The sequence below is a fragment of the Aeromonas sp. 600948 genome, from assembly GCF_049174875.1.
GTDB lineage: Bacteria > Pseudomonadota > Gammaproteobacteria > Enterobacterales > Aeromonadaceae > Aeromonas > Aeromonas veronii_A.
On record NZ_JAAKTY010000007.1, the window covers coordinates 87,661 to 112,540 of the forward strand.

23 protein-coding genes are annotated in these 24,880 nt (G+C 59.6%); 12 read left to right on the forward strand and 11 right to left on the reverse strand.

The window, feature by feature from the left end; genetic code table 11:
- Positions 1-2: 2 nt before the first annotated feature.
- Genes G5182_RS08355 through G5182_RS08365 form a run of 3 tightly spaced genes read right to left on the reverse strand, consistent with a single transcriptional unit; the run spans position 3 to position 2,680 of the window.
- Complete coding sequence (locus G5182_RS08355) at positions 3-476, reverse strand: DUF494 family protein (protein ID WP_227341765.1); 474 nt, start codon at positions 474-476, stop codon at positions 3-5.
- Positions 469-1,584 carry a DNA-processing protein DprA gene (gene dprA, locus G5182_RS08360; protein ID WP_227341764.1) on the reverse strand — a complete coding sequence of 372 codons (1,116 nt, stop codon included), beginning with the start codon at positions 1,582-1,584 and terminating at the stop codon, positions 469-471. Before dprA ends, G5182_RS08355 begins: the two co-directional genes overlap by 8 nt.
- A 1-nt stretch (position 1,585) precedes the next feature.
- A complete protein-coding gene (locus tag G5182_RS08365) occupies positions 1,586-2,680 on the reverse strand; it encodes a LysM peptidoglycan-binding domain-containing protein (RefSeq protein WP_227341763.1) in 1,095 nt (364 codons plus the stop codon).
- A gap of 108 nt (positions 2,681-2,788) precedes the next feature.
- Here G5182_RS08365 and def point away from each other — a divergent pair, with 108 nt between their 5' ends.
- The 5 genes from def (at position 2,789) to G5182_RS08390 (ending at position 8,614) form a co-directional block, all read left to right on the forward strand.
- Positions 2,789-3,301, forward strand: a complete 513-nt coding sequence (gene def / locus G5182_RS08370) for a peptide deformylase (RefSeq protein WP_216952294.1) — start codon at positions 2,789-2,791, stop codon at positions 3,299-3,301.
- Between the two features lie 12 nt (positions 3,302-3,313).
- On the forward strand, positions 3,314-4,258 hold the full coding sequence (gene fmt, locus G5182_RS08375) for a methionyl-tRNA formyltransferase (protein WP_368227063.1): 945 nt from the start codon (positions 3,314-3,316) through the stop codon (positions 4,256-4,258).
- A 60-nt stretch (positions 4,259-4,318) separates the two neighbouring features.
- The gene (gene rsmB / locus G5182_RS08380; RefSeq protein ID WP_005341964.1) at positions 4,319-5,611 is read left to right on the forward strand and encodes a 16S rRNA (cytosine(967)-C(5))-methyltransferase RsmB; all 1,293 of its coding nucleotides are present in this window, start codon (positions 4,319-4,321) and stop codon (positions 5,609-5,611) included.
- 87 nt (positions 5,612-5,698) lie between these two features.
- Complete coding sequence (trkA, locus tag G5182_RS08385) at positions 5,699-7,075, forward strand: Trk system potassium transporter TrkA (RefSeq protein ID WP_005339689.1); 1,377 nt, start codon at positions 5,699-5,701, stop codon at positions 7,073-7,075.
- 96 nt (positions 7,076-7,171) lie between these two features.
- Positions 7,172-8,614: a TrkH family potassium uptake protein gene (locus tag G5182_RS08390; protein ID WP_216952300.1), complete on the forward strand. Its 1,443-nt coding sequence runs from the start codon at positions 7,172-7,174 to the stop codon at positions 8,612-8,614.
- A gap of 239 nt (positions 8,615-8,853) precedes the next feature.
- On the opposite strand, the gene typA is transcribed toward G5182_RS08390, so the two are convergent.
- A complete protein-coding gene (gene typA / locus G5182_RS08395; protein ID WP_106844305.1) occupies positions 8,854-10,665 on the reverse strand; it encodes a translational GTPase TypA in 1,812 nt (603 codons plus the stop codon).
- A 351-nt stretch (positions 10,666-11,016) separates the two neighbouring features.
- Between typA and glnA the strand changes: the two genes are divergently transcribed.
- The 6 genes from glnA (at position 11,017) to G5182_RS08425 (ending at position 17,331) form a co-directional block, all read left to right on the forward strand.
- Positions 11,017-12,426, forward strand: a complete 1,410-nt coding sequence (gene glnA, locus G5182_RS08400; protein WP_005339672.1) for a glutamate--ammonia ligase — start codon at positions 11,017-11,019, stop codon at positions 12,424-12,426.
- A gap of 115 nt (positions 12,427-12,541) precedes the next feature.
- The gene (locus G5182_RS08405) at positions 12,542-13,117 is read left to right on the forward strand and encodes a DUF4124 domain-containing protein (protein ID WP_421252044.1); all 576 of its coding nucleotides are present in this window, start codon (positions 12,542-12,544) and stop codon (positions 13,115-13,117) included.
- An 86-nt stretch (positions 13,118-13,203) separates the two neighbouring features.
- Positions 13,204-14,259 (forward strand): nitrogen regulation protein NR(II), encoded by a 1,056-nt coding sequence (glnL, locus tag G5182_RS08410; RefSeq protein WP_005356202.1) that lies wholly within the window; start codon positions 13,204-13,206, stop codon positions 14,257-14,259.
- Between the two features lie 9 nt (positions 14,260-14,268).
- Positions 14,269-15,687: a nitrogen regulation protein NR(I) gene (glnG, locus tag G5182_RS08415; RefSeq protein ID WP_227341761.1), complete on the forward strand. Its 1,419-nt coding sequence runs from the start codon at positions 14,269-14,271 to the stop codon at positions 15,685-15,687.
- 141 nt (positions 15,688-15,828) lie between these two features.
- The gene (add, locus tag G5182_RS08420; protein ID WP_227341760.1) at positions 15,829-16,830 is read left to right on the forward strand and encodes an adenosine deaminase; all 1,002 of its coding nucleotides are present in this window, start codon (positions 15,829-15,831) and stop codon (positions 16,828-16,830) included.
- A 204-nt stretch (positions 16,831-17,034) separates the two neighbouring features.
- Positions 17,035-17,331 (forward strand): DUF4054 domain-containing protein, encoded by a 297-nt coding sequence (locus G5182_RS08425; protein ID WP_019445770.1) that lies wholly within the window; start codon positions 17,035-17,037, stop codon positions 17,329-17,331.
- A 66-nt stretch (positions 17,332-17,397) separates the two neighbouring features.
- Here G5182_RS08425 and rmuC read toward each other — a convergent pair whose 3' ends face one another.
- A complete protein-coding gene (gene rmuC / locus G5182_RS08430) occupies positions 17,398-18,738 on the reverse strand; it encodes a DNA recombination protein RmuC (protein WP_421254323.1) in 1,341 nt (446 codons plus the stop codon).
- The gene (locus tag G5182_RS08435; RefSeq protein ID WP_033114762.1) at positions 18,735-18,950 is read right to left on the reverse strand and encodes a hypothetical protein; all 216 of its coding nucleotides are present in this window, start codon (positions 18,948-18,950) and stop codon (positions 18,735-18,737) included. The genes rmuC and G5182_RS08435 overlap by 4 nt, the downstream gene beginning before the upstream one ends.
- Positions 18,951-19,090: 140 nt before the next feature.
- Between G5182_RS08435 and G5182_RS08440 the strand changes: the two genes are divergently transcribed.
- Positions 19,091-19,612, forward strand: a complete 522-nt coding sequence (locus tag G5182_RS08440; protein WP_216947716.1) for a ferredoxin-type protein NapF — start codon at positions 19,091-19,093, stop codon at positions 19,610-19,612.
- Positions 19,613-19,680: 68 nt separating this feature from the next.
- Here G5182_RS08440 and G5182_RS08445 read toward each other — a convergent pair whose 3' ends face one another.
- The 5 genes from G5182_RS08445 to G5182_RS08465 form a co-directional block, all read right to left on the reverse strand.
- A complete protein-coding gene (locus tag G5182_RS08445; RefSeq protein ID WP_005341983.1) occupies positions 19,681-20,133 on the reverse strand; it encodes an Rrf2 family transcriptional regulator in 453 nt (150 codons plus the stop codon).
- Between the two features lie 333 nt (positions 20,134-20,466).
- Complete coding sequence (locus G5182_RS08450; RefSeq protein WP_216979891.1) at positions 20,467-21,306, reverse strand: PfkB family carbohydrate kinase; 840 nt, start codon at positions 21,304-21,306, stop codon at positions 20,467-20,469.
- A 106-nt stretch (positions 21,307-21,412) separates the two neighbouring features.
- Positions 21,413-22,384: a LysR substrate-binding domain-containing protein gene (locus tag G5182_RS08455; RefSeq protein ID WP_421254324.1), complete on the reverse strand. Its 972-nt coding sequence runs from the start codon at positions 22,382-22,384 to the stop codon at positions 21,413-21,415.
- Positions 22,385-22,539: 155 nt separating this feature from the next.
- Entirely contained in the window at positions 22,540-23,268 is a 729-nt protein-coding gene (locus G5182_RS08460) for a glutamine amidotransferase-related protein (RefSeq protein ID WP_216952309.1), read from the reverse strand.
- A gap of 86 nt (positions 23,269-23,354) precedes the next feature.
- Positions 23,355-24,851, reverse strand: coding sequence for a CoA-acylating methylmalonate-semialdehyde dehydrogenase (locus tag G5182_RS08465; protein WP_421236321.1), 1,497 nt, complete (start codon positions 24,849-24,851; stop codon positions 23,355-23,357).
- Positions 24,852-24,880 lie beyond the last annotated feature (29 nt).

Here is a 24,880-nt window from a genome sequence, read left to right on the forward strand (position 1 = left end):
TGTCAGTGAATGACGCCGTCTGACTCATCAAACACCAGCTCTTCCATCTGCTGGTAGGCATTTTCACTGCCCGGTACGTTGAACAGCACCATCATGACGACCCACTTCAGGTCATCCAGCTCGATATCCGGTTTGTCCAACTCGAGCAGACGCTCGATACAGATCTCGCGGGTTTCGGCATTCAGTACCTGGGCCTGTTCCAGAAATAGCAGGAAGCCGCGGCACTCGGTGCTGAGGCGTGCCAGCTCTTGCGGGGCATAGATACGCATCGAGCCTTGCGCGCTGGCGGCCACATAGACCTCCCGCTCGCTATCATGCAGATTGGCCAGTCGCTCCAACCAGTCGAGCGCCTTGTCGATCTCTTCCTTGTCAAAACCGGCTCGGCTCAACTCGTCGGTGAGTTCATTCTGCTCGACCATCACATCTGCATCGCTGTGGATGTAGGTCTCGAAAAGGTACATCAATACATCAAACATGATTCGCCCTCCTCGCTCTGACGTATCCACCGGCTACCGCCATCACTGCACCGACCAACTCCAGCTCTACCAACCTGCCCAATACCACTTCGACAGGAAGCTGGGTCCGCTCGGCAACGGTATCCACGCTCGTGGTCTCGTAATCTACGTTATCCAACAAATCAGCATAAGGCAATTCGCTATTATGCTGTTGCTCAGATGGTATGGCCGACGGATCTGGCCGTGCGAACCACTCTGGCAACTCTTCCACTATATCGGCCGCACTCAGCACAAGTTTGGCCCCCTGCTGAATTAATCTGTTGCACCCTATCGCCTGGGCGTTTTGCGGGGCGCCGGGTACCGCAAACACTTCGCGCCCCTGCTCCAGTGCATAGCGAGCGGTGATCAGCGAACCACTCTGCTCGGTCGCCTCCACCACCAGAGTTCCCAACGACAGACCACTGATAATACGGTTGCGACGAGGAAAATGTTCAGCCAGCGGCCCTTTATCCGGCGCCAGCTCGGAGATAAGCAAACCACCTTTCTCCAGAATCTGACCTGCCAGTCCCTGATGGCGTTTGGGGTAGAGGCAATCCAGCCCGGAGCCCAACACGGCAAGGGTGATACCACCACAAGCCAGCGCCTGCTGATGGCAAACACCATCGATACCGAGCGCAAGGCCCGAGGTGATGGCGAACCCGCATCTAACCAGTTCGCTACAGAGACGGGACGCGTTATCTTTGCCTGCATAGGTGGGATGACGTGTCCCCACCATCGCCAGCTGGGGTAGCGACAGCGCTTCAAGATCGCCACGGCAGTAGAGCAACAGGGGGGCCGCGGGAATTTCACGCAACAAGGGCGGATAAACAGGGTGATCTTGCGGAATAAGGAGATTGCCAGGTAACGCGGCCCAAGCCAGACTCTGCTCAACAACCGGCGAGGGCCAGCGCAGTTGTTTGATCTGCTCTGACGACAGCCCCATACCGTGCAGCTGTGTTTCATCGCTCTGAAACAGGGCATCAATCGAACCGCCGATCTGCTCCAGCAGCCGAACTGCGGTTACAGGGCCGATTCCGGTAACCGCATTGAGGGTTAACCAGAGCGCCAAGCGCTCATCGGGGTAATTCACGTCAGAAGTGAGTGACCTGATAACCCGAGCTCACCATGTCCTTGCTCTGCATGATGAGGCCATAACTCAGCTTGTCATACACCTTGAACAACATGACGCGGGCAATCGCTTCAGAGGGCAGTGGTGCCTTCTGGTTGCCACTACTGTAGAACACCTTGTCGTAGACAGAGGAGAACTCCTTGTATTTCACTGCACCATTCTTGGTGACCAGCGCAGCCCCCGGACGCCGAACATCGAGCACATCGCCCGCGGAGAGTTGATCCCGAGCGCCTTTGTTAATCAAGACCACATCAAACTTGCCCCCTCCCCTGGCTTTGCTCGGCAAGTCGATGATGTAGCCAGGGGCAATCGCCGGGGCAGCCTTGGGCATGAAAACCGCAGGCATGTTCTCCTGAGGGGGCAGCTCCATAATCTTGTCACCCTGCAATACTTCACGCTGGTTGTGGGTGAGAGTAACTTCGGTCCGATCACCATCCAGCAGCGCTACCGCACGCACCACGCCTGCAAAGATGGCCTCCTGACCCAAAAGCTCACCTGTCTCGCGATCCTTGTAGACCACCCCGGGATGATAGATGCCATACATCTTGCCCGGTATCAGAGCTCCCTGCACATAGAGGGTGTCCCCCTCAAGCATTCCAAGGTGCTTTTCGTCTGAACCCAGCAAATAGGGCAGCATTTTCTGCTGCTGACTGTCGGCCAAAATATGGTCCGTCTGCAAAAAGGGACCTATCTCGCTGAAGGGCAGAGTAGGGATAGGATTTGCCTTGCTCTCATAACGGGTTTTCGGGCCGAGACGGATGACCTGTTTGTCCCCCTGCATCGCTTTGCCCAGCCGGGGCTCACCATTGACCCAGCTCAGGTGCAGCACGTCCCCTGGGTAGATCCAGTGCGGATTGGCAATCTGTGGATTGATGTTCCAGAGCCGGGGCCACAGCCATGGCTCAGAGAGATATTTGCCGGAGATATCCCACAGGGTATCGCCTTTTTGCACTACATAGCTTTCGGGATAACCCGCTTTCAACCTCAGCTGATCGGCCAGAGCAGCTTGGCTCATGGTCACCAGCAGGCAGGTGAGGATGGTTTGCTTCAGATACATAACACTCCCTGTTACCTCTGCGCGCAAAGTGTTGCTGTTTTTTGTCGGCGTAAATGACTAGAATTACGCCAATATTGACTGCATTTATACGAAACTAAAGAAAAAACTATGGCCATTCTAGATGTATTGCGTTTTCCCGATGAGCGTCTGCGTACTATCGCAGCCCCTGTCGAGACCTTTACACCCGAGTTACAACAAATTGTAGATGATATGTTCGAAACCATGTATGCGGAGGAAGGCATTGGCCTAGCCGCAACGCAGGTGGATATTCATCAACGCATCATAGTGATCGATGTCTCTGAAAACCGTGAAGATCCTCTGGTATTGATCAATCCGGAAGTGATCTCCCAGTGTGGCAGCACCGGCATTGAAGAGGGTTGTCTCTCCGTGCCTGGCAGCCGCGCTCTGGTGCCTCGCGCTGAGCAGATCAAGATCCGCGCCCTGGATCGCCACGGCAAACCGTTCGAGCTGGAAGCGGACGACCTGCTCGCCATCTGTATCCAGCACGAGATGGACCACCTGATGGGCAAGTTGTTCGTGGATTACCTGTCCCCGCTCAAGCGCCAGCGCATTCGCCAGAAGCTGGAAAAGATGGCCCGTGAAGATCGCAAAGTCCTCTGAGGATCTGCCCCGTTGAATAAGCTGAAACTGATTTTTGCCGGTACTCCCGACTTCGCCGCCCGTCACCTGGCGGCGTTGTTGTCTTCCGACCACGAGGTCGTTGCCGTTTATACCCAACCCGACAAGCCCGCCGGCCGTGGCCAGAAGCTCACCGCCAGCCCGGTCAAAGAGCTGGCACTGGCCCACAACCTGCCGGTTTACCAGCCCGCTACCCTGCGCAAGGAAGAGGCGCAAGCCGAACTGGCCGCCCTTGGCGCAGACCTGATGGTCGTGGTGGCCTATGGCTTGATCCTGCCCAAGGCGGTACTCGATACCCCGCGTCTGGGCTGCATCAACGTCCATGGCTCCCTGCTGCCCCGCTGGCGTGGCGCGGCACCGATCCAGCGCTCCATCTGGGCGGGCGATGCCGAAACAGGTGTCACCATCATGCAGATGGATGTGGGGCTGGATACCGGCGCCATGATCCGCAAGGTAAGCTGCCCCATCGCCGCCGACGAGACCTCCGCCAGCCTCTATGACAAGCTGGCAGAGCTGGGTCCGCAGGCGCTGGTCGACACCATCGGTGCCATGGCTGCCGGTGAAACCGCTGCCGAGGCGCAAGATGATGCGCTGGCCAACTACGCCGAAAAGCTCTCCAAGGAAGAGGCCCGCATAGACTGGTCGATGGAAGCTGTTGCCATCGAACGCTGTATTCGCTCGTTCAACCCCTGGCCCATCAGCTGGTTTGAAGTAGCTGACCAGACCGTCAAGGTATGGCAAGCCGCCGTCATCGACATCGACCACGGCCAACCCGCCGGCACCCTGCTCAAGGCCGACAAGCAGGGGATCGATATCGCGACCGGCAAAGGGGTACTGCGCCTGCTGACCCTGCAACCGCCCGGCAAGAAGGCGATGTCCGTTTCGGATCTGCTCAACTCTCGCCGCGACTGGTTTGAACCCGGCACGCAATTGAATTGAACTGGATTGAATTGACACAAGCGGGGCCCAGGCCCCGACTTGCGCATCTAAGGTAACTCTATGAAAACACGTGCACAGGCCGCTCTCGTTATTCAACAGGTGCTGGATCAGGGTCAATCCCTCTCCGCTGTTCTGCCTGCTGCCCAGGAGAAGGTCGCGCCTCGCGATCGCGCTCTCCTGCAAGAACTCTGCTACGGCACCCTGCGCTGGCTGCCCCGCCTCGATGCGGCAGTCAACGAGATGATGGACAAGCCGCTCAAGAACAAGAGCCGCATTTTCCACTACCTCATTCTGGTCGGTCTCTATCAGCTCATCTACACCCGCATTCCGGCTCACGCCGCGGTGGCCGAGACCGTCAACGCCGTCAAACTGCTCAAAGGCACCTCACTGCGTGGCCTCATCAACGGCGTACTGCGCAACTTCCAGCGCAGCGCCGAAGTCATTCTGCTGCGCATCGACCGCGTTCCCAGCATTCGCCTCGGTCATCCGGAGTGGCTCACCAAGCGCCTGCGTCAGGCCTATCACGATGAGTGGGAATTCATCATGGAGGCGAACAACCAGCGCCCCCCCATGTGGATCCGCAACAACAGCCAGCGCCAGAGCCGCGATGCCATGCTGGCTCGCATGGCCGAAGCTGGCATCAATGCAGTGGCCGGTGAAGAGGGCGAGGATTGCATCCTGCTGGAGCGTCCTTGCGATGTGACCAAACTGCCCGGCTTTGAAGTGGGTGACTGCTCGGTACAGGATGGAGCAGCACAACAGGCTGCGGCACTGCTCGACCCGCAACCGGGCGAGTGGGTGCTGGATGCCTGCGCGGCCCCCGGTGGCAAGACTGCCCACCTGCTGGAGCGGCAACCCAAACTGGCTGGCGTGGTTGCCGTCGATGCCGATGAAAACCGCCTCAAGCGGGTGCAGGAGAACCTGGATCGCATCGGCCTGACCGCCAAAGTGATCCACGGCGATGCCGCGGCACCGGAACAGTGGTGGCCGGAGGGCCAGTTCGACCGCATTCTGCTGGATGCCCCCTGCTCTGCCACCGGCGTGATCCGCCGCCATCCCGACATCAAGTGGCTACGCCGTGATCAGGACATTCGCGAGCTGGCCGAGTTGCAACGCCGCATTCTCAATGCCCTCTGGGGCAAGCTGAAAAGCGGCGGCACCCTGCTCTACGCTACCTGCTCCGTCCTGCCGGAAGAGAACCGCGACCAGATCCGCGCCTTCCTTGCCGCGACCAAAGATGCCAAATTGGTACCGTTGCACGAACAGGATACCCCGGACTGCCCGGGTCGCCAGTTCCTGCCGGGTGAAGCCGAGATGGATGGCTTCTACTACGCCAAACTGGTCAAGCTCTGAACCTGGCATGACAAACCTCATTCGGGAGAGCTGCCAGCTCCGTTCTGGCGCTCCCCTTTACAGCATCAACGTGAGTAGACGTTCCCTATGAAGATCATCATTTTGGGAGCCGGCCAAGTCGGCGGCACCCTGGCCGAGAACCTGGCCGGGGAGAACAACGACATCACCATCGTCGATACCGACAGTGAGCGCCTGCGCGAACTGCAGGACAAGTTTGACCTGCGGGTGGTCAACGGGCACGGCGCTCACCCCAAGGTGCTGCGCGAAGCGGGGGCTCAGGATGCCGACATGCTGGTCGCCGTCACCAACAGTGACGAGACCAACATGATCGCCTGTCAGGTGGCCTACTCCCTGTTCAACACCCCGAACAAGGTGGCACGGATCCGCTCGCCAGCCTATCTGACCGAGCGGGATCGCCTGTTCCTGCCGGAATCGGTACCGGTTGATCACCTGATCGCGCCGGAGCAGCTGGTGACCGACTATGTGCGTCGCCTGATCGAATACCCGGGCGCCCTGCAAGTGGTTGATTTTGCAGGTGGCCGCGTTGGTCTGGTGGCGGTCAAGGCCTACTACGGTGGCCCGCTGGTGGGTAATGCCCTCTCCACCCTGCGTGAGCACATGCCCAACATCGAGACCCGGGTAGCGGCCATCTTCCGTCAGGGCCGCCCGATCCGTCCGCAAGGCACCACCATCATCGAAGCGGATGACGAGGTCTTCTTCGTCGCCGCCGCGGGCCATATCCGTGCCGTGATGTCTGAGCTGCAGCGCCTCGAGAGCCCCTACCGCCGCATCATGATCGTCGGTGGTGGCAACATCGGCGCAGGCCTCGCCCGTCAGCTGGAGAAGCGCTACAGCGTCAAGCTTATCGAGCGCAACCAGAAGCGGGCGGAGCAGCTCTCCGAACTGCTGGAGAACACCATCGTCTTCTGCGGCGATGCGGCGGATCAGGAGCTGCTGGCCGAGGAGCATATCGATCAAATTGACGTCTTCATCGCCGTGACTAACGAGGATGAGGCCAACATCATGTCGGCGCTGCTCGCCAAGAAGATGGGCGCCAAGAAGACCATGGTGCTGATCCAGCGCGGCGCCTACGTCGATCTGGTGCAGGGTGGCTCCATCGATATCGCCATCTCGCCCCAACAGGCCACCATCTCGGCCCTGCTGACCCATGTGCGCCGGGCCGATATCGCCAACGTCTACAGCCTGCGCCGCGGCGCTGCCGAGGCGATCGAAGCGATTGCCCACGGTGACGAGAACACCTCCAAGGTGGTCGGCAAGACGGTGGGCGAGCTCAAGCTGCCGCCGGGTACCACTATCGGTGCCGTAGTGCGCGGGGATGAGGTGCTGATCGCCCACGATCGTACCAAGATCCAGCAGGATGACCACGTGGTCATGTTCCTGGTGGACAAGAAGTACATCCCGGAAGTGGAGCGGCTGTTCCAGCCAAGCCCCTTCTTCCTGTAACGTCTTCATGCGCACAGGCTGTCAAACCAGACCCGGCTCAGCTCCTCCAAGGGGATGGTCCGGGTCTTTTGTTAATCAACGACCAGGTTATCGAACATGATCAAACTGCGTCCCATTATCTTCACCCTCGGGCTGGTGCTCTCCAAGCTGGCGCTCTTCATGTGGCTGCCCACCTTGCTGGCACTGCTCACCGGGTCAGAGGGATTTGTCGAGTTTCTCAAGTCCGTGCTGATCACCCACGGCGCCGCCCTGCTCTGCCTCCATTACGGCCGCAAGGCGGAGTTTCATCTGGGGGTGCGGGAGATGTTCCTGCTCACCACCTCGGTTTGGGTGGTTGCCTGTATCTTCGGGGCGCTGCCCTTTGTCTTCATCACCCACATCAACTTTACCGACGCCTACTTCGAGACCATGTCGGGGGTGACCACCACGGGCTCTACCGTGCTCTCCGGCCTCGACAACATGGCCCACAGCATCCTGTTGTGGCGATCCATCCTACAGTGGCTGGGGGGGGTCGGCTTTATCGTGATGGCGGTTGCCGTACTGCCCTATCTCAACGTCGGCGGCATGAAGCTGTTCCAGACCGAGAGCTCGGACTGGTCAGACAAAAGCGCCCCGCGTGCCAAGACGGTCGCCAACAACATCGTTGTGGTCTATCTGGTGCTCTCCATGCTCTGCTTCATGGCCTACTGGGCCAGCGGCATGAATATGTTCGAGGCGATCAACCACGCCATGACCACCCTCAGTACCGGCGGCTACTCCACCTCCGATCAATCCATGTCCCACTTCTCCAACTCGGCACACTGGATTGGCACCCTGTTCATGTTCCTCGGCGGCCTGCCCTTTCTACTCTATGTGCAGAGCCTGAACCACAGGGACTACAGCCTGCTCAAGGATGCCCAGGTGCGCGGCTTCTTCTGGCTGGTGGTGTGGGTCACAGTCATCATGACCTTCTATCTGTGGGAGAGAGACCTGTTCGGCTTCTGGGATGCCCTGCGCATCAGCTGCTTCAACATCGTCTCGGTACTCACCACCACCGGCTATGGTCTTGGTGACTTCGGCACCTGGGGGCCGCTCGCCAGCATCGTCTTCATCGTGCTGCTGGCTCTTGGGGCCTGCTCTGGCTCCACTGCGGGCGGCCTCAAGATCTTCCGGGTACAAGTGGCCTTTGCCCTGTTCAAGAAGCAGATGCGCCAACTGATGCACCCTTCCGGCGTATTTCCCCAGAAGTACAACGGCCGGACAGTCAATGACGCCATCATCCGCTCAATGATCTCCTTCGTGCTGGCCTACTTCGCCATCATTCTGATGATAGCCGCACTGCTGGGCGCCATCGGGCTTGACCCCCTGACAGCCATATCCAGCTCCATCACCGCCGTTGCCAACGTCGGCCCGGGCATGGGCCCGGTGGTCGGCCCCAGCACCAACTTTGCCAGCCTGCCGGAATCGGCCAAATGGCTGCTGTCATTCGGCATGCTGCTGGGACGACTGGAGATCCTGACGGTCGCCGTGCTCTTCTTCCCCTCCTTCTGGCGCCAGTAACGCTCACCGTAAGCAAGCAAAAAGCCGCAGCGTTCACCCGCTGCGGCTTTTTTATCTCGTCCATCCCCACGACTTTCCCTCAACGCTCATCAGCCCCATTACCGGTGGCCTGAACGACCTCATCGGCATGGCCAGAGCGGATCACAAGCATAAAAAAACGGACCCAAACCAGAGGTTTGGGTCCGTTTATCAGTGAGCCGTCAGTGGCCGCGAGGGCTGCCGAGACTCAGCACATGGCATTAACCACGGCCAGAGCGCTTACGATCCAGCTCGGTCAGCAATTTCTTGCGGATACGGATGTTCTTCGGAGTCACTTCTACCAGTTCATCGTTATCGATGAACTCGAGAGCCTGTTCCAGAGTCATGCGGATCGGCGGAGTCAGAACCTGAGCTTCGTCGGTACCGGAGGCACGCATGTTGGTCAGCTGTTTGCCTTTCAGGCAGTTAACAGTCAGGTCGTTGGAACGGGAGTGGATACCTATCACCTGACCTTCGTACACTTCGGTCGCGTGACCGATGAACAGACGACCGCGGTCTTGCAGACCGAACAGGGCGTAGGTCAGGGCCTTACCGGTTGCGTTGGAGATCAGCACGCCGTTCTGACGCTCGCCGATGCTGCCACCCTTGTGCGGACCGTAATGGTCGAAGGTGTGGTAGAGCAAACCGGTACCGGAGGTCATGGTCATGAACTCGGTCTGGAAGCCGATCAGGCCACGGCTCGGGATCATGAAGTCCAGGCGGACACGACCCTTGCCATCCGGGGTCATGTTGGTCATTTCGCCTTTACGCAGACCCAGCTGCTCCATCACGGAACCCTGGTGCGCTTCTTCAACGTCCACAGTTACAGTTTCGAACGGTTCTTGCAGTTCGCCGTCAACGGTACGCAGGATTACTTCCGGACGGGATACCGCCAGCTCGTAACCTTCGCGACGCATGTTTTCGATCAGGATGGAGAGGTGCAGTTCACCACGACCGGATACACGGAACTTGTCCGGATCATCAGTCTCTTCCACGCGCAGGGCCACGTTGTGGACCAGCTCCTGGTTCAGACGCTCCAGAATGTTGCGGGAGGTCACGAACTTGCCCTCTTTACCGGCGAACGGTGAAGTGTTGACCTGGAAGGTCATGTTCACGGTCGGCTCGTCAACGGAGAGCGGCGGCAGGGCCTCAACGGCACCGTTGTCACAGATGGTGTCGGAGATTTTCAGCTCGCCCAGACCGGTGATAGCGATGATGTCACCCGCTTGCGCGTCGGCAACTTCAGTACGGGACAGACCCAGGTAACCCAGCACCTGACCGACTTTACCATTACGGGTCTTGCCGTCAGCACCAACGATGGTGACTTGCTGGTTGGTCTTGACGCGACCACGAGTGATGCGGCCGATACCGATAACGCCCACGTAGGAGTTGTAGTCCAGCTGGGAGATCTGCATCTGGAAACCACCTTCGGCATCAGCCTTCGGCGCTTCAACGTTGTCAACGATGGCCTGGAACAGCGGCTCCATGTTTTCGGACTCGACGTCCTGATCCATGGTGGCCCAACCGTTCAGTGCAGAGGCGTAAACAACTTTGAAATCCAGCTGTTCGTCAGTCGCGCCCAGGTTGTCGAACAGGTCGAATACCTGATCCATTACCCAGTCAGGACGAGCACCCGGACGGTCAACCTTGTTGATGACCACGATCGGCTTCAGACCCTGAGCGAACGCTTTCTGGGTCACGAAACGGGTTTGCGGCATCGGGCCGTCTACGGCGTCAACCAGCAGCAGCACGGAGTCAACCATGGACAGTACGCGCTCTACTTCACCACCGAAGTCGGCGTGACCCGGGGTATCAACGATGTTGATGCGGTAGTCATTCCAGCGGATCGCAGTGTTCTTGGCGAGAATGGTGATGCCACGTTCCCGTTCCAGATCATTGGAGTCCATGATCCGTTCCTGGCCTTCCGTGGAGCGGTCCAGGGTGCCGGACTGCTGCAGCAGCTTATCAACCAGAGTCGTTTTGCCGTGGTCAACGTGCGCAATAATCGCAATATTGCGTAAATTCTCTAACATTCTCGCCTCAATCACCGGGTAAAATTGGGCGCTAATTGTACTCTTGCCTTTGTGATCTGCCTAGCAGAATTGCAGTACATTCGCGCATAACAACAGATCTGGATCATAGACCTCTCTGACAAACCCTGCTTAGATGGGCGGTGACCGTATTTCGCGCACCATTACAGTGCACCAAAACGATCCACCATCGCACTAAATTGATGCAACGCGAGTCGAGATCGCCTGATTTTGGGGAGCCTCTTCAGTGAGATTGCCCTGAAATCAAGCTGTCACAAACTTGGCACGATACTGGCTTATGTGAATACGACGACGCATTCACCCAGAGAGTTTTAACACCGGAGGTTACTTAGCATGTCAGCCCAGAACGTTTTGGCCCTGATCCAGGAACACGAAGTCAAGTTTGTTGATCTGCGCTTTACCGACACCAAGGGTAAAGAGCAGCATGTATCCATCCCTGCTCACCAGGTTGATGAAGATTTCTTCGAAGACGGCAAGATGTTCGATGGTTCCTCCATCGGCGGCTGGAAGGGCATCAACGAATCCGACATGGTACTGATGCCGGACGCAGCCTCCGCCAAGCTGGACCCGTTCACCGAAGAGACCACCCTGAACATCGTTTGTGACGTACTGGAGCCTGCCACCATGCAGGGCTACGACCGCGATCCACGCTCCATCGCCAAGCGTGCAGAAGATTTCCTGAAGTCCAGCGGCATCGCTGACACCGTGCTGTTCGGGCCGGAGCCGGAATTCTTCATGTTCGACAACATCACCTTCTCCAACACCATGGGCCACAGCTTCGTGAAAATCGAATCTGAAGAAGCCGCATGGAACTCCGGCACTGCCTATGAGCATGGCAACAAGGGTCACCGTCCGTTCGTGAAAGGCGGTTACTTCCCGGTTGCACCGGTCGACTCCTCCCAGGATATCCGTGCCGCCATGTGTCTGGTGCTGGAAGAGATGGGCCAGGTCGTTGAAGCTCACCACCACGAAGTGGCCACTGCCGGTCAGAACGAAATCGCTACCCGCTTCAACACTCTTACGCTGAAAGCAGATGAAGTACAGGTACTGAAGTACGTGATCCACAACGTGGCCCACGCCTACAACAAGACCGTCACCTTCATGCCGAAACCCATGTTCGGTGACAACGGCTCCGGCATGCACTGCCACCAGTCTCTGGCCAAGAACGGCGTCAACCTGTTCGCCGGGGACCTGTATGGCGGTCTGTCCGAGATGGCGCTGCACTACATTGGCGGTATCATCAAGCACGCCAAGGCCATCAACGCCTTCGCCAACCCGACCACCAACTCCTACAAGCGTCTGGTTCCGGGTTATGAAGCCCCTGTCATGCTGGCCTACTCTGCCCGCAACCGTTCTGCCTCCATCCGTATCCCGGTGGTACCGAGCCCGAAAGCTCGTCGTATCGAAGTGCGCTTCCCGGATCCGGCTGCCAACCCGTACCTGGCCTTCGCTGCCCAGCTGATGGCCGGTCTGGACGGTATCATCAACAAGATCCATCCGGGCGATGCCATGGACAAGAACTTGTACGACCTGCCGCCGGAAGAGGCTGCAGAAGTACCGACCGTTGCCGGCTCTCTGGACGAAGCACTGGCTGCTCTGGATGCTGACCGCGAGTTCCTGACCCGTGGCGGCGTGTTCAGCGATGACTTCATCAACTCCTATCTGGAACTGAAACAGCAGGATGTTGACCGTGTGCGCATGACTCCGCACCCGCTGGAGTTCGAACTGTACTACTCCGTCTAAGTCGCAGCAGACAGCCCATTTAGATTGGGGCAGCTTGCCGAATCGTGACAAAACCCGCCAGATGGCGGGTTTTTTCTCTGATAGGATTAAGCAAGATACCGTCAAGGAGAGATGGATGAACAAGATACATGGCATAGGAGCAATTACCCTCCTGTTACTGACCTCATTCAGTACTCATGCGGCCAAGGTCTACTCTTGGGTCGATGGCAATGGCATTACCCACTACACGGATGCCCCTCCTCCCGGCAAAAACGTAAAGGAGGTGGATCTGCGGGCTGCTCCCCTGCTGGGTAGCGCCCCCAGCTCGGTACAGGTAGACAACTTCAACAGCCTGACTGGCGCCGATGCCAAGAAGGAGCAGGAGGCGGCCAAACTGGTGATCGAGCTGCTCTCCCCTGAACAGGGCAGCACCCTGCGCGACAACACAGGCAATATCGTCTTTCAGGGTCAAATCAGCCCCAAACCGCCAACCCAGTATGATGTGCGCCTGACCCTAGATGGCAAGGCTGCCCCCATCGTCAGCAACAGCCTCTCTATCCGGGTCGAAAATGTCGATCGCGGTGCCCACGAAGCTCAGCTAGAACTGCTCGCCAAAGACGGTACGATCCTTGCTAAATCTACACCAGTCACCTTTTACCTGCATAGAGCGACCGTGACTCCGGCTCCCAAACCCACCCCCAAAGCCGACTAGGGGTGATATAGCGCACCGATGCGGGTAAACTCTATGCACCATATCGGTGCATAACAGGTGTGTAGCACCGTTTTAGGGAGAAACCTGTGCCAACCCGCTCGGACAACGCCAAAACACTCTTGGATAATTTGCTGACCGCCGTGATCCTGATGGATGAGCGGCTCTGCATCCAGTTCGTCAACCCGGCGGCTGAACAGCTGCTCTCCCTCAGTGAACGCAGGCTGATCGGCATCGAACTGCCCCATCTGCTGGAACATATCTCCCTCGATTTGCAGCGGCTCAAGCAGTGCCTCGTGTCAGGGCAAGGCTTTACCGACAGCGAAGTGACTCTGGTGGTAGAGGGAGAACCGCGACTGGTGGAGCTGAGCGCCACCCCGATGGCCGACCACGAACAGCGTCTGCTGGTAGTGGAGCTGCGCAAGATCGACCAGCAGAAGAAGATCAGTCAGGAGCAGCAGCAACATGCCCAGCAGCTGGCGGCCAAGGAGCTGGTGCGCGGCCTGGCACACGAAATCAAGAATCCCCTCGGCGGCCTGCGTGGCGCGGCCCAGCTGCTGCAAAAAGAGCTGCCGGATCCGGCCCTGCGCGAATATACCGGCATCATCATCGAACAGGCTGACAGGCTGCGGGTACTGGTCGATCGGCTGCTCGGCCCCCAGCGCCCCGGCCGTCACCAGATGCACAATGTCCATTCGGTGCTGGAGCAGGTACGCCGACTGGTGGAGCTCGAACTCCCTCCCTCTGTTCGCATCGAGCGGGATTACGATCCCAGCATCCCCGAATTCGAGATGGAGCCGGATCAGCTGCAGCAGGCGTTTCTCAACATAGTGCGCAACGCCGCCGAAGCACTGGGGGATCAGACCGGGCTTATCCGCATCAAGACCCGCACCGCGTTCCAGATCACCATCCACGGCCAGCGTTACCGGCTGGCGGCGGAGATCAAGATCATCGACAACGGCCCCGGCATTCCCGATGCCATTCGCGACACCCTGTTCTACCCGATGATCACCGGCAAGGAGGGGGGAACCGGGCTCGGCCTCTCCATCGCCCAGAACCTGATCGACCAGCACAAGGGGCGGATCGACTGCATCAGCTGGCCGGGTCACACCGAATTCACCATTTTTCTACCGCTTCGCAAGTAAGGGAACCCCATGACCGCCAAAGTGTGGATCGTCGATGACGACAGTTCTATCCGCTGGGTGCTGGAGCGCACTCTCGGCAGCGAAGGCTTCAACTGCGAGAGCTTTGCCGATGGCGAAGCCCTGCTGCACGCCCTTGAGCTGCGCTCGCCCGATGTGATCCTCTCCGATATCCGGATGCCGGGCATCGACGGCCTGAGCCTGCTTGAGCAGATCCACCGCCGTCAGGCCGATCTGCCCATCATCATCATGACCGCCCACTCGGATCTCGACAGCGCGGTCAACGCCTACCAGCGAGGCGCCTTCGAGTACCTGCCCAAGCCGTTCGACATCGACGAAGCCGTGACCCTGGTGCGGCGCGCCGAGAATCACCTCAAGGAGCAGCGCACCAAGCGCAAGTCTCGCCAGCAAGAAGCCACCGCCACTCCCGAAATCATCGGTGAGGCACCGGCGATGCAGGAGGTGTTCCGCGCAATCGGCCGCCTGTCTCGCTCCAGCATCTCGGTGCTGATCAACGGCCAAAGCGGTACCGGCAAGGAGCTGGTCGCCCATGCGCTGCACAAGCACAGCCCGCGCGCCCACAAGAACTTCATCGCCCTCAACATGGCTGCCATTCCGAAAGACCTCATCGAATCGGAACTGTTCGGTCACGAGAAGGGGGCCTTTACCGGCGCCAACAACATCCGCCACGGCCGCTTTGAGCAGGCCGACGGCGGCACCCTGTTTCTCGACGAGATCGGCGACATGCCGATGGATGTGCAGACCCGGCTGCTGCGGGTATTGGCCGACGGCCAGTTCTACCGGGTCGGTGGCCACCAGCCGGTGCAGGTGGATGTACGGATCATCGCCGCCACCCACCAAAATCTGGAGAAGCGGGTCGCCGATGGCGAGTTTCGCGAGGATCTGTTCCACCGCCTCAACGTCATCCGCATCCACATCCCCGCCCTCAAGGAGCGCCGTGAGGATATCCCCCAGCTGGCCCGCCACTTCCTGCTGCGCGCCGCCAAGGAGCTGAACGTCGAGGCCAAGAGCCTGCACCCCGATACCCAGGCCTATATCAGCCGCCTGCCCTGGCCGGGCAACGTGCGCCAGCTGGAGAACGTCTGCCGCTGGCTTACCGTGATGGCCTCGGGGCAAGAAGTGCTGGTCGGCGACCTGCCTGCCGAGCTGCTCACCCCCATCACCCACAACGCCGAACCGGGCCAACCGGCGCTGCCCGGTTGCTGGCAGCAACAGTTGCAAGAGTGGGTGGCCAGCAAGCTGGCGCTGGGAGAGACAGACATCCTGGCCGATGCCATGCCTCAGTTCGAGCGGATCATGCTGGAGACGGCACTGGAACACACCCACGGCCACAAGCAGGAGGCGGCGCGCCTGCTTGGCTGGGGTCGCAACACCCTCACCCGCAAGCTGAAGGAACTCGATCTCTCCTGAGTCCCGGGAAAAAACGATTCCCATCACGCCCTGACAAATCACCGCCTGCCAGAGCCCCGTTTAACCATAAACGGGGTATCTTTTTTGAAAGCCCCGCCTAGAATGGCAGGCTTTCAAACCTGACTCGACGAGGGCGCCCCCATGATTGACAGATCTCTCCCCCTGACCGACCTGCACCGCCATCTGGACGGCAACATCCGCCCGCAAACCATCCTCGAGCTGGGTCGCCAACACAATATCCAGCTGCCCGCATTCGAGCTGGAAGCGCTGCGCCCCCACGTACAGATCATCGAAAACGAGCCGAGTCTGGTTACCTTCCTGAAGAAACTGGACTGGGGTGTGGCCGTGCTGGCTGACTATGACGCCTGCCGCCGGGTCGCCTACGAGAACGTGGAAGATCTGCTGCGCGCCGGTATCGACTATGCCGAACTGCGCTTCAGCCCGGCCTATATGGCGATGGCCCACAAGCTGCACCCGCAGGGCGTGGTGGAAGCCATCATCGACGGCGTGGCCGCTGGCAGCCGCGATTTCGGTATCAAGACCAACCTGATCGGCATCATGAGCCGCACCTTCGGTACCGAGCAGTGCAATCAGGAGCTGGCCGCCTGCTTGGCTCACCGCGACAAGCTGGTCGCCATCGATCTGGCCGGTGACGAACTGGGTTTCCCGGGCGAACTCTTTGTCGACCACTTCCGCAAGGTGCGCGATGCAGGCATGCGCGTCACCGTACACGCCGGTGAAGCCGCTGGCCCCGAGAGCATGTGGCAGGCCATTCGCGAGCTGGGCGCCGAGCGTATCGGCCACGGCGTCAAAGCGATTCAGGATCCGGCCCTGATGGCCTATCTGGCCGAGCACCGCATCGGCATCGAATCCTGCCTCACCTCCAACATCCAGACCACTACGGTGGCGAGCCTGACCGAGCACCCGATCCGCCAGTTCCTGGCCGCCGGTGTGCTGGCCTGCCTCAACACCGACGACCCGGCGGTGGAAGGGATAGACTTGCCGCACGAATATGAGGTGGCCGCTCCGGCCGCTGGCATGACCGCCAGCGAAATCCGCACTGCCCAGCAGAACGGCCTGACCCTGGCCTTCCTGAGCGATAGCGAGAAAGCCGAACTGAGCGCCCGCGCAGCCAGCCGCTGATCCACACAGGCACTGCAAATAAAAACGGCCCACTTCGGTGGGCCGTTTCTATTTGCCTGTTACATGGTCAGACATAAAACCAAAAGCCTCACATGACGAATTCGTCAATGAAAAACCATTATAAACAATGAGTTGAGCAATACTCCAAACACCCTCATTCTAATTGCGTAACCGTGAGGTTACTTCTTACAAAGAGGTTTTTTGATGGATATTACACCAGATATTGTTGGGCACTTCCGCGCTTCGTTTTTCGGTCAATTCGGTAAGGAAGATACATACCCTACCGAGAAAGTTATCTTCGCCTTGCAAGAAGCGAGCTATGAGACAGGGGGTAGCCGTTGGGGGGAATATGGATCGCAGACATTAAAACAACGAGGGATGTTTTATCTCGCAGCTCATATATTGACTCAACCAACCAGTGCAGATCTAAAAACAACCAGCTTTGGCCAGCAATACCAAAAACTCAGAAGACGAGTGGGAATGGGAGCCATCGCCTGTTAACAAAGTTAAATGGCAAAAGGCCCAAACCGGGTTTGGACCTTTTGCGGATGGCGATGCAGGGGAAAACTACTCCCGCTCCTTGTCGCGCTCCAGCGCCCGCTCCACCAGCGGCTCGGGCAGGCTCTTGGTCACCTCCACCCCCAGCTCGCGGAAACGCTCGACCTGCGCAATCAGGTTGCCACGGCCGTTGACCAGCCGTCCCATTGCCTTGTCGTAGCTCTCCTGCGCCTTGTGCAGGCTGCCTCCCATCTGCTGCATCTCCTCCACAAACAGGCGCAGCTTTTCGTAGAGGCGACCGGCCCGCTCGGCAATCTGGCGGGCATTCTGGTTCTGCCGCTCATAGCGCCACAGGTTCTCGATGGTGCGCAGCGCCACCATCAGGTTGGTGGGGCTCACCAGCAGGATGTTGTTGTCGAGACCGTAACGCACCAGCGAGGGATCGGCCTCCATCGCGGTGAGGAAGGCGGGTTCCACCGCCACGAACATCAGCACATAGTCGAGGGTGCGCACTCCGGGCAACTGCTGGTAATCCTTGCGACCCAGCTCGCGGATATGGTTGCGCACCGAGGCGACATGCTCTTTCAGCGCCACAGACTTCTCCAGCTCGTCATCGGCGTTGTACCAGCGTTCGTAGGCGGTCAGCGACACCTTGGCGTCGATGATGATGTCTTTTTCCTGCGGCAGGTGGACAATCACGTCGGGCTGGTAGCGCTTACCCTTCTCCACCTCGATATTGACCTGGGTGTGGTACTCGTGACCCTCGCGCAGACCGCACTCACTGAGGATCCGTGCCAGCACCACTTCCCCCCAGTTGCCCTGCTGCTTGCTGTCCCCCTTGAGGGCGCGGGTCAGCGCCGCCGCCTCCTCGGTCATGCGGGCATTGAGCTCGGCGAGGCGCTCCAGCTCGAACTTGAGGCTGTGGCGCTGAGCCGTCTCTTGGGCGTGAGTCTCGCCTACCTGACGGCGAAAACCCTCGAGCTGCTCCTTGAGTGGCGTGAGCAGCAGATCGAGGCTGTTCTGGTTCAATTCGCGGAAGTTGCCGAAGTTTTGCTCGAAGATCCGGTTGGCAAGGTTCTCGAACTGCTGGCTGAGGCGCTGCTCCGCCTCCTGTTGCAGTTGCAGCTTCTCGGCGGCAGCCAGCCGCTCGCTGCGCAGGGTCGCTTCCGCATCCTTGAGTCGGGCGGTGAGTTTGATGAGCAGGGTCTGCTGCTGATCCAGCTTCTGCTGGCCCTGCATGCGCTCATCCTGCAACTCGTCGAAGCGATCCTGCAACGCTTGATGCCGCTCCTGCGCCAGCATCAGCTCCTGAGCCTGTGCCGTGGCGGCCCGTCGCCCGATCAGCCAGCCAAGCCCGAGGGCCAGCACGGCGGCTGGCAGCAGGATGACCCAGAGCCCGGGCTCGATCATTTACGGCTCCGCTGGCGCAGGAAGAGTTCGAGATAGCGGTTGGCCAGCAGCCAGAGCAGCACGTAGATGAGGTAGGCGGCGAGCACCACCCACTTGTGGCTGTTAACCCCGGTATCGAGCTCGACGAACTCGATGCCCTTGATGCGGCAGTAGCCCCACATCAGCAGGGGAAAGATATAGAGCAGGGACGAACGCCAGAGAAATAGCCACATATGTTTTCATTCAACCACGTAAAAAGACCCGCCTAGCTTACACAAGGGCAACTGCGCTTGCGATCCTGACGGCCGCTATTCTCTGGCCTGCTTCCCGAAACTTCGATAAAATTAACCCCTAATAGGTATAAGGGGCGAGCATGACTCACTATTTCCTCCGTTGGCTGACACAAGGTTGGCAAGCTTCCCGCAAGCCCGCAGTGGTTTGCCATGAAGCGCGCCCGCCATGGGCCATCGAGGAGTCCCAGTACCTCTCCCTCTGCAGCCGCTGTGGCGAGTGTTTCAAGGCCTGCCCGCGCGGTCTGCTCAAACCGGCCACCCAGGAGGAGTACGAGGGGAGCCCCATCGCCGGTACGCCGGTACTCGATCTCGCCTGTGGCCAGTGCAGCTACTGCGGCAGCTGCGCCAGAGCCTGTCCCACCGGCGCCCTCGACCTGCAGCTGGGTCGTCAGGTGCAGACCCGGGTGCAGATTGAAGAGAGCTGTCAGGCACGGCAGGGCTTCTACTGCCTGCTCTGTGAAGATGCTTGCCCCCAGCAGGCGATCAAGGCCACCGCCGACGGCATCAACGTCAATATGGATGCCTGCAATGGCTGCGGTGCCTGCGGCCTAGCCTGTCTGCACGGCGCCATCACCCTGATCCGCCAGCCGGGCAGTCGTTAAAACCACCTGCGTACAAAAGCAAAAGGGGCCATCAGGCCCCTTCTATATCTGTTCTTGTTTTCTACCAGTCAGGCCATCGCCAGAATGGACTCCTGCTCAATGCCCAGCAGGTGACAGAGACGGGTCGGGTCGCGCACCGCATCAGCCAGGGTGTACTCACCCAGCACTTCGAGGAAGGCGTTCATGGCGCGGCGCAAAATGCCCTGAATGCGGCAGCCACCGGAGAGACGGCAGTTCTCGCGCTTGCAATCGACCGGACAGAGCACATGCTCCATGTCCATCACCACATCCCGCAGGTTAATGGAGACCGCTGAACGACCGAGGCGGATACCGCCATGCTTGCCACGTACCGTCTCGATGTACCCCTTGATGCCGAGCTGGTGCACTATCTTGACCACGTGGTTGCGAGAGATGCCGAAGGTATCGGCCACTTCGGTAATGGTCGACAGGCGATCGCCCGGCTGCACCGCCAGGAAGGTCAGGGTACGCAGGGCGTAGTCGGTAAATCGTGTCAGTTGCATGGTCGCACTTGCCTCTTACTACAAGCCAGGAATCAGGACGACAACATTGAGCTAAGAGGCAGGAGACAACCGGTTTGCCTCTGTTCGCCATTGGTTCGCCAGAGGAGGGGCCTGTCTCTTAATCTGAGTTGCGGAGTGACAAGGTTAAGAGCAGCACAACCGGGTGTCGATGAAGATGCACATAAATCGACACTTTCTTTGATTGATCGCAAACTTGCCGGGTTAGCCCGGCGTTTACCTCCATTCTGGCGGCTAAATTTCCCGAAATTCCTCACCGCCGCACCCAACAGACAAGAGGGGAAATCTCCCTTCGAACAGTGAATAAACGGGGCGTCAGTGCGGCTGTTTCAGCCAGTTTTTCAGCGCGACCGATGGGATGGAGCTCTCGGAGGCGACGGCAAACGCCCCCCAGTCCACCGCGCACTGTAGCGCATCCTTGATCGCCATGCCGCGCGCCAGGCCATGGATCAATCCGCCAGCGAAAGCATCCCCTGCTCCCGTGGTATCGACCACCGAGACTGGCCGCGCGGCGACCCTAATCTGCTCGTCGCCATGGATGGCCACCGCCCCCGCCTTCCCTTCGGTCAACACAAGCCATTCAAGCTGCTCACCCGCCAACTGGCGGGCATGTTGCCAGGGGTCACTTACCTCGCCGAGATCGGAGCGGGAGGCCACCAGCACATGGCAGGGACGGCGCGCTTGGCCGCCCTTGGGATACTGGGCCAACACAAAGCTCTTGCCGAGCATCTGGCGCATATAACTGATGATGGCGGTGCCGGGATAGTTCACGTAGAGGCAGTCGATCCCCTCCTGTGGCAGATCACCGGGCAGATCGGGACGACGGGGACGGCGAAGTATGGTGCGCTCGCCGGTGGAGTCCACCAGGATCAGCAACTCGCCGGTCTCGCCGCCAAAGCGCTCCACATGGCTGCAATCCAGCCCGTAACCGGCCGCCTGCTCCAGCAGCCAGTCGCCGGTCTCGTCCAGCCCGATGCGTGAGGCAATGGTCACCTCGTGACCCGCCCACACCAGCCCGATGCCGGTATTGGCGGCACCACCTCCCAGCCTGCGTCCCTGATCCACGTATTGCAGCCGGGCCCCCGCCACCAGCGGTTCGGAGAGGGAGAGCACATGATCACAGTTGAGATTGGCAAGCAGCAGAATACGTGACATAGAGACCTCGGACGATGGAGATAGCCCAAAAGAGACAGGCTGAACCCCGAGTAGAGCCCAGCCTGACTGAAGAGACAACCGTAAGCGATCGGTAATCCGATCGGGATCAATAGATGGGCAGTTCCACCTCGGCCAGCAGCTCGTCGATGCGCGCCTGGGTCGGTTGTTGCATCACGCTCTGGATCACCTCCTTGGTGAGGTGAGGCGAGAAAGAGCTGATGAAGTCATACATGTAGTTCTGCAGCAGAATGCTCTTGCTGAAGCAGATTTGGGCCGGACAGGGCTTGAACAGGTGCTCCAGATTGATGGAGACCAGCCCGGGGCTGTCGGTGTCGTTGGCCACCAGCGAGGAGATGATGCCGATGCCAAAGCCCAGCTCCACATAGCGCTTGATCACTCCGGCATCCATTACCGTCATGTAGTAGCTCGGGGTCAGCCCCGCCGCCTGAAACACCTCATCCTGCACCTGCCGACCGGTGGCACCGCTCTCGTAACTGAGGATGGGGTAGTGGCAGAGCTGCTCCAGGGTCGGCTTCTTCACCTTGGCCAGCGGGTGATCCTGCGGCACCACCAGCGAGAGGGTCCAGAGGTAGGCGGGCAGCGCGATCAGCTCCTTGTCGAAGCCAATTTCGTGGGCAACGATGGAAAAATCGGAGTAACCCTTGCTGATCTGCTCCTTGCTCGCCGACATCACCGGATGGAGGTGGAACGAGATTTTGGGGTACTTCTTGGTGAAGTAGGTAACCGACTTGGGCAGCAGATAGCGGGCGATAGTGTGGGTAGTGTGAATGTTGAGGGTGCCCACGGTCGGATCCAGATACTCACGGGAGATCGCCTTTATCTTGCTCTCGATGTTGAGCATCGCCTCGGCACACTTGATGATCTCCTCGCCCACCGGGGTGATGCGGTGCAGATGCTTGCCACGGCGCTCGAAGATCCGCACTCCCAGCTCGCTCTCCAGCAGGCCGATCTGCTTGCTGACCCCGGGCTGGCTGGTATAGAGCGCATCGGACGCCACCGAGACGTTGAGGTTGTGGTCCCGGATCGCGATCAAGTACTTCAATTGCTGTAGTTTCAAGGCTTCACCCTCTCAAGCTGGTGCGGCGATCACGCCAGACAAACAGGCCGCCACAAAGGGCGGCCAGTGTATCATCCGATCCCGACATCGCAGCGCTTGATCCTTCATTTTGCTACAAAATCTAGCACCCGAAGGGGGTCGCTGACAAACCGGGCTCAGGCTGCGCCGGCCCGCAGCGGCAGGATCCCCAAAAACTGCAGCAACCACTGCATCATGGTGGTCGAATCCACCTCTCCCTCCAGCGAGGAGAGGCTGCTCTGGTAACGCTCGTCGGGTAACAGGCCTCGGCGCCGCTCGATCAGCGCCCGGTTGTACTCCACCGAAAATTCCGGATGTCCCTGAATGGCAACTATGTTGTTCCCCTGCAGGAACATGAAGTTGGGGCAAAAATCGTTGCCCGCCAGCCGGGTCGCTCCGGGGGGCAGCAGGGCCACCTGATCCTGATGACTGGCCAGAATACGGATCTGATCACGAGACGGCGCCATCCAGGGCTCATCAGCCAACATGGGGTGCACCGACACTCCCAGCCCCCACCCCTTGGTAGACTTCACCACCTCGCCCCCCAGCGCCTGGGCGATCACCTGATGACCAAAACAAATCCCGGCCAGCTTGACGTCGGCATCATGGGCCCGACGGATCCAGCCACGCAACGCCTTGATCCAAGGGATATCGCTATAGGCATCGTGGCGCGAGCCGGTGATGAGCCAGGCATCGCACTCGTGCAGATCCTCCGGCAGCTCCCCATCGATGGCTGACCAGACCCGAAACTCCAGCTCGGGTGCCAGCGGCTGAAACCCCCTGATAAACATCTCGGAGTAGACGGGGCCAAAACGATCCGCCAGATCGGGATCCAGCCGGTCACAATCGAGAATTCCCAATCGCATCTGTTGCTCCTTTACAGAAGTGCCCCCGCAGACCAGCGATCTGCGGGGGCAAGAGAATTAAATCATGGTGGTGAGCCCTGGGCTCATCACTTCATGGTTGGCATGGAGAATTCGGCACCACTGCGCAGGCTCTGGGGCCAGCGCGCCGTCACCGTCTTCATCCGGGTATAAAAGCGAACCCCATCCGGCCCGTGCATGTTGAGCGGCCCGAAGATGGAGCGCTTCCAGCCGCCAAAGCTGTGAAACGCCATCGGCACCGGAATGGGAACGTTCACCCCTACCATACCGACCTGTACCCGCGCCGTGAAGTCCCGCGCGGTGTCGCCGTCGCAGGTAAAGATGGCGGTGCCATTGCCGTACTCATGTTCATTGATGAGTCGCAGCGCCGTCTCGTAGTCCGGCACCCGCACGATGGAGAGCACGGGGCCGAAGATCTCCTCGCGATAGATGCGCATCTCGGGGGTCACCTCGTCAAACAGGCAGCCACCGATAAAGTAACCCTCGTCGTGGCTCAGCGTGCGACCATCGACTCGCAGCGCGGCCCCTTCGGCCACCCCCTGATCCACATAACCGCGCACCTTGGCCAGATGCTCCTTGCTGATAAGCGGCCCCATCTCGTTTTCCGGGCTCTGGCCCAGCCCCGGGCCCACCCGCAGCTTCTCAACGAGCGGTTTCAGTTTGGCTACCAAGGCATCGGCGGTCTCGTCACCCACTACCACGGCTACCGAAATGGCCATGCAGCGCTCGCCCGCCGCCCCATAAGCAGCCCCCATCAGAGCTGAGACCGCCTGATCGAGATCAGCATCCGGCATCACCACCATATGGTTCTTGGCGCCGCCCAGCGCCTGCACTCGCTTGCCGTGGGCCGAGGCGGTGGCATAGATGTACTGGGCGATGGGGGTGGAGCCGACAAACGACACGGCGCCGACCCGCGGGTCGGTCAGCAGCACGTCCACCACCTCCTTGTCACCGTTCACCACGTTGAGCACGCCGTCCGGCAGACCGGCCTCCTTGAGCAGCTCGGCCATCCGCAGCGAGAGAGAGGGATCCTTCTCGGAGGGTTTGAGAATGAAGGTGTTGCCGCAGGCAATCGCGACCGGGAACATCCAGAGCGGCACCATGGCCGGGAAGTTGAACGGGGTGATGCCGGCGCAAACCCCGACCGGCTGCATCATGGAGTAGCTGTCTACCCCGCGACCGACGTTGAGGGAGTACTCCCCCTTGAGCAGATGGGGAATGCCGCAGGCAAACTCCACTACCTCCAGCCCGCGGGTCAGCTCACCCTGCGCATCGGAGAAGACTTTGCCGTGCTCGCGGCTGATGAGCTCGGCCAGCTCGTCTCTGTGCTGCTCCATCAACTCTTTGAAGCGGAAAAAGACCCGAGCCCGCACCAGCGGCGGGGTTTGCGACCAGTCGGCAAAGGCACGCTCGGCGATGGCGATCGCCTCCTGACACTCGGCGGCGCTGGAAAGCCCAACGCTCCCCTGCTGCTTGCCGCAGGCTGGGTTGAAGATGGCGCCCTGGCGCTCGCTACGACTCTCCTGCGGCTGGCCGTTGATGAAGTTGCTGACCCTGTATGTCATGTATCCTCCGTGATAATTGATGTGGTGAT

What these genes read in the sequence shown, in the direction of transcription:
- G5182_RS08355 (WP_227341765.1), bottom strand. Translation starts at nt 476, where the DNA reads ATGTTTGATGTATTGATGTACCTTTTCGAGACCTACATCCACAGCGAT.
- G5182_RS08365 (WP_227341763.1), bottom strand. Translation starts at nt 2,680, where the DNA reads ATGTATCTGAAGCAAACCATCCTCACCTGCCTGCTGGTGACCATGAGC.
- def (WP_216952294.1), top strand. Translation starts at nt 2,789, where the DNA reads ATGGCCATTCTAGATGTATTGCGTTTTCCCGATGAGCGTCTGCGTACT.
- rsmB (WP_005341964.1), top strand. Translation starts at nt 4,319, where the DNA reads ATGAAAACACGTGCACAGGCCGCTCTCGTTATTCAACAGGTGCTGGAT.
- trkA (WP_005339689.1), top strand. Translation starts at nt 5,699, where the DNA reads ATGAAGATCATCATTTTGGGAGCCGGCCAAGTCGGCGGCACCCTGGCC.
- G5182_RS08390 (WP_216952300.1), top strand. Translation starts at nt 7,172, where the DNA reads ATGATCAAACTGCGTCCCATTATCTTCACCCTCGGGCTGGTGCTCTCC.
- typA (WP_106844305.1), bottom strand. Translation starts at nt 10,665, where the DNA reads ATGTTAGAGAATTTACGCAATATTGCGATTATTGCGCACGTTGACCAC.
- glnA (WP_005339672.1), top strand. Translation starts at nt 11,017, where the DNA reads ATGTCAGCCCAGAACGTTTTGGCCCTGATCCAGGAACACGAAGTCAAG.
- G5182_RS08405 (WP_421252044.1), top strand. Translation starts at nt 12,542, where the DNA reads ATGAACAAGATACATGGCATAGGAGCAATTACCCTCCTGTTACTGACC.
- glnG (WP_227341761.1), top strand. Translation starts at nt 14,269, where the DNA reads ATGACCGCCAAAGTGTGGATCGTCGATGACGACAGTTCTATCCGCTGG.
- add (WP_227341760.1), top strand. Translation starts at nt 15,829, where the DNA reads ATGATTGACAGATCTCTCCCCCTGACCGACCTGCACCGCCATCTGGAC.
- G5182_RS08425 (WP_019445770.1), top strand. Translation starts at nt 17,035, where the DNA reads ATGGATATTACACCAGATATTGTTGGGCACTTCCGCGCTTCGTTTTTC.
- rmuC (WP_421254323.1), bottom strand. Translation starts at nt 18,738, where the DNA reads ATGATCGAGCCCGGGCTCTGGGTCATCCTGCTGCCAGCCGCCGTGCTG.
- G5182_RS08435 (WP_033114762.1), bottom strand. Translation starts at nt 18,950, where the DNA reads ATGTGGCTATTTCTCTGGCGTTCGTCCCTGCTCTATATCTTTCCCCTG.
- G5182_RS08440 (WP_216947716.1), top strand. Translation starts at nt 19,091, where the DNA reads ATGACTCACTATTTCCTCCGTTGGCTGACACAAGGTTGGCAAGCTTCC.
- G5182_RS08445 (WP_005341983.1), bottom strand. Translation starts at nt 20,133, where the DNA reads ATGCAACTGACACGATTTACCGACTACGCCCTGCGTACCCTGACCTTC.
- G5182_RS08450 (WP_216979891.1), bottom strand. Translation starts at nt 21,306, where the DNA reads ATGTCACGTATTCTGCTGCTTGCCAATCTCAACTGTGATCATGTGCTC.
- G5182_RS08460 (WP_216952309.1), bottom strand. Translation starts at nt 23,268, where the DNA reads ATGCGATTGGGAATTCTCGATTGTGACCGGCTGGATCCCGATCTGGCG.
- G5182_RS08465 (WP_421236321.1), bottom strand. Translation starts at nt 24,851, where the DNA reads ATGACATACAGGGTCAGCAACTTCATCAACGGCCAGCCGCAGGAGAGT.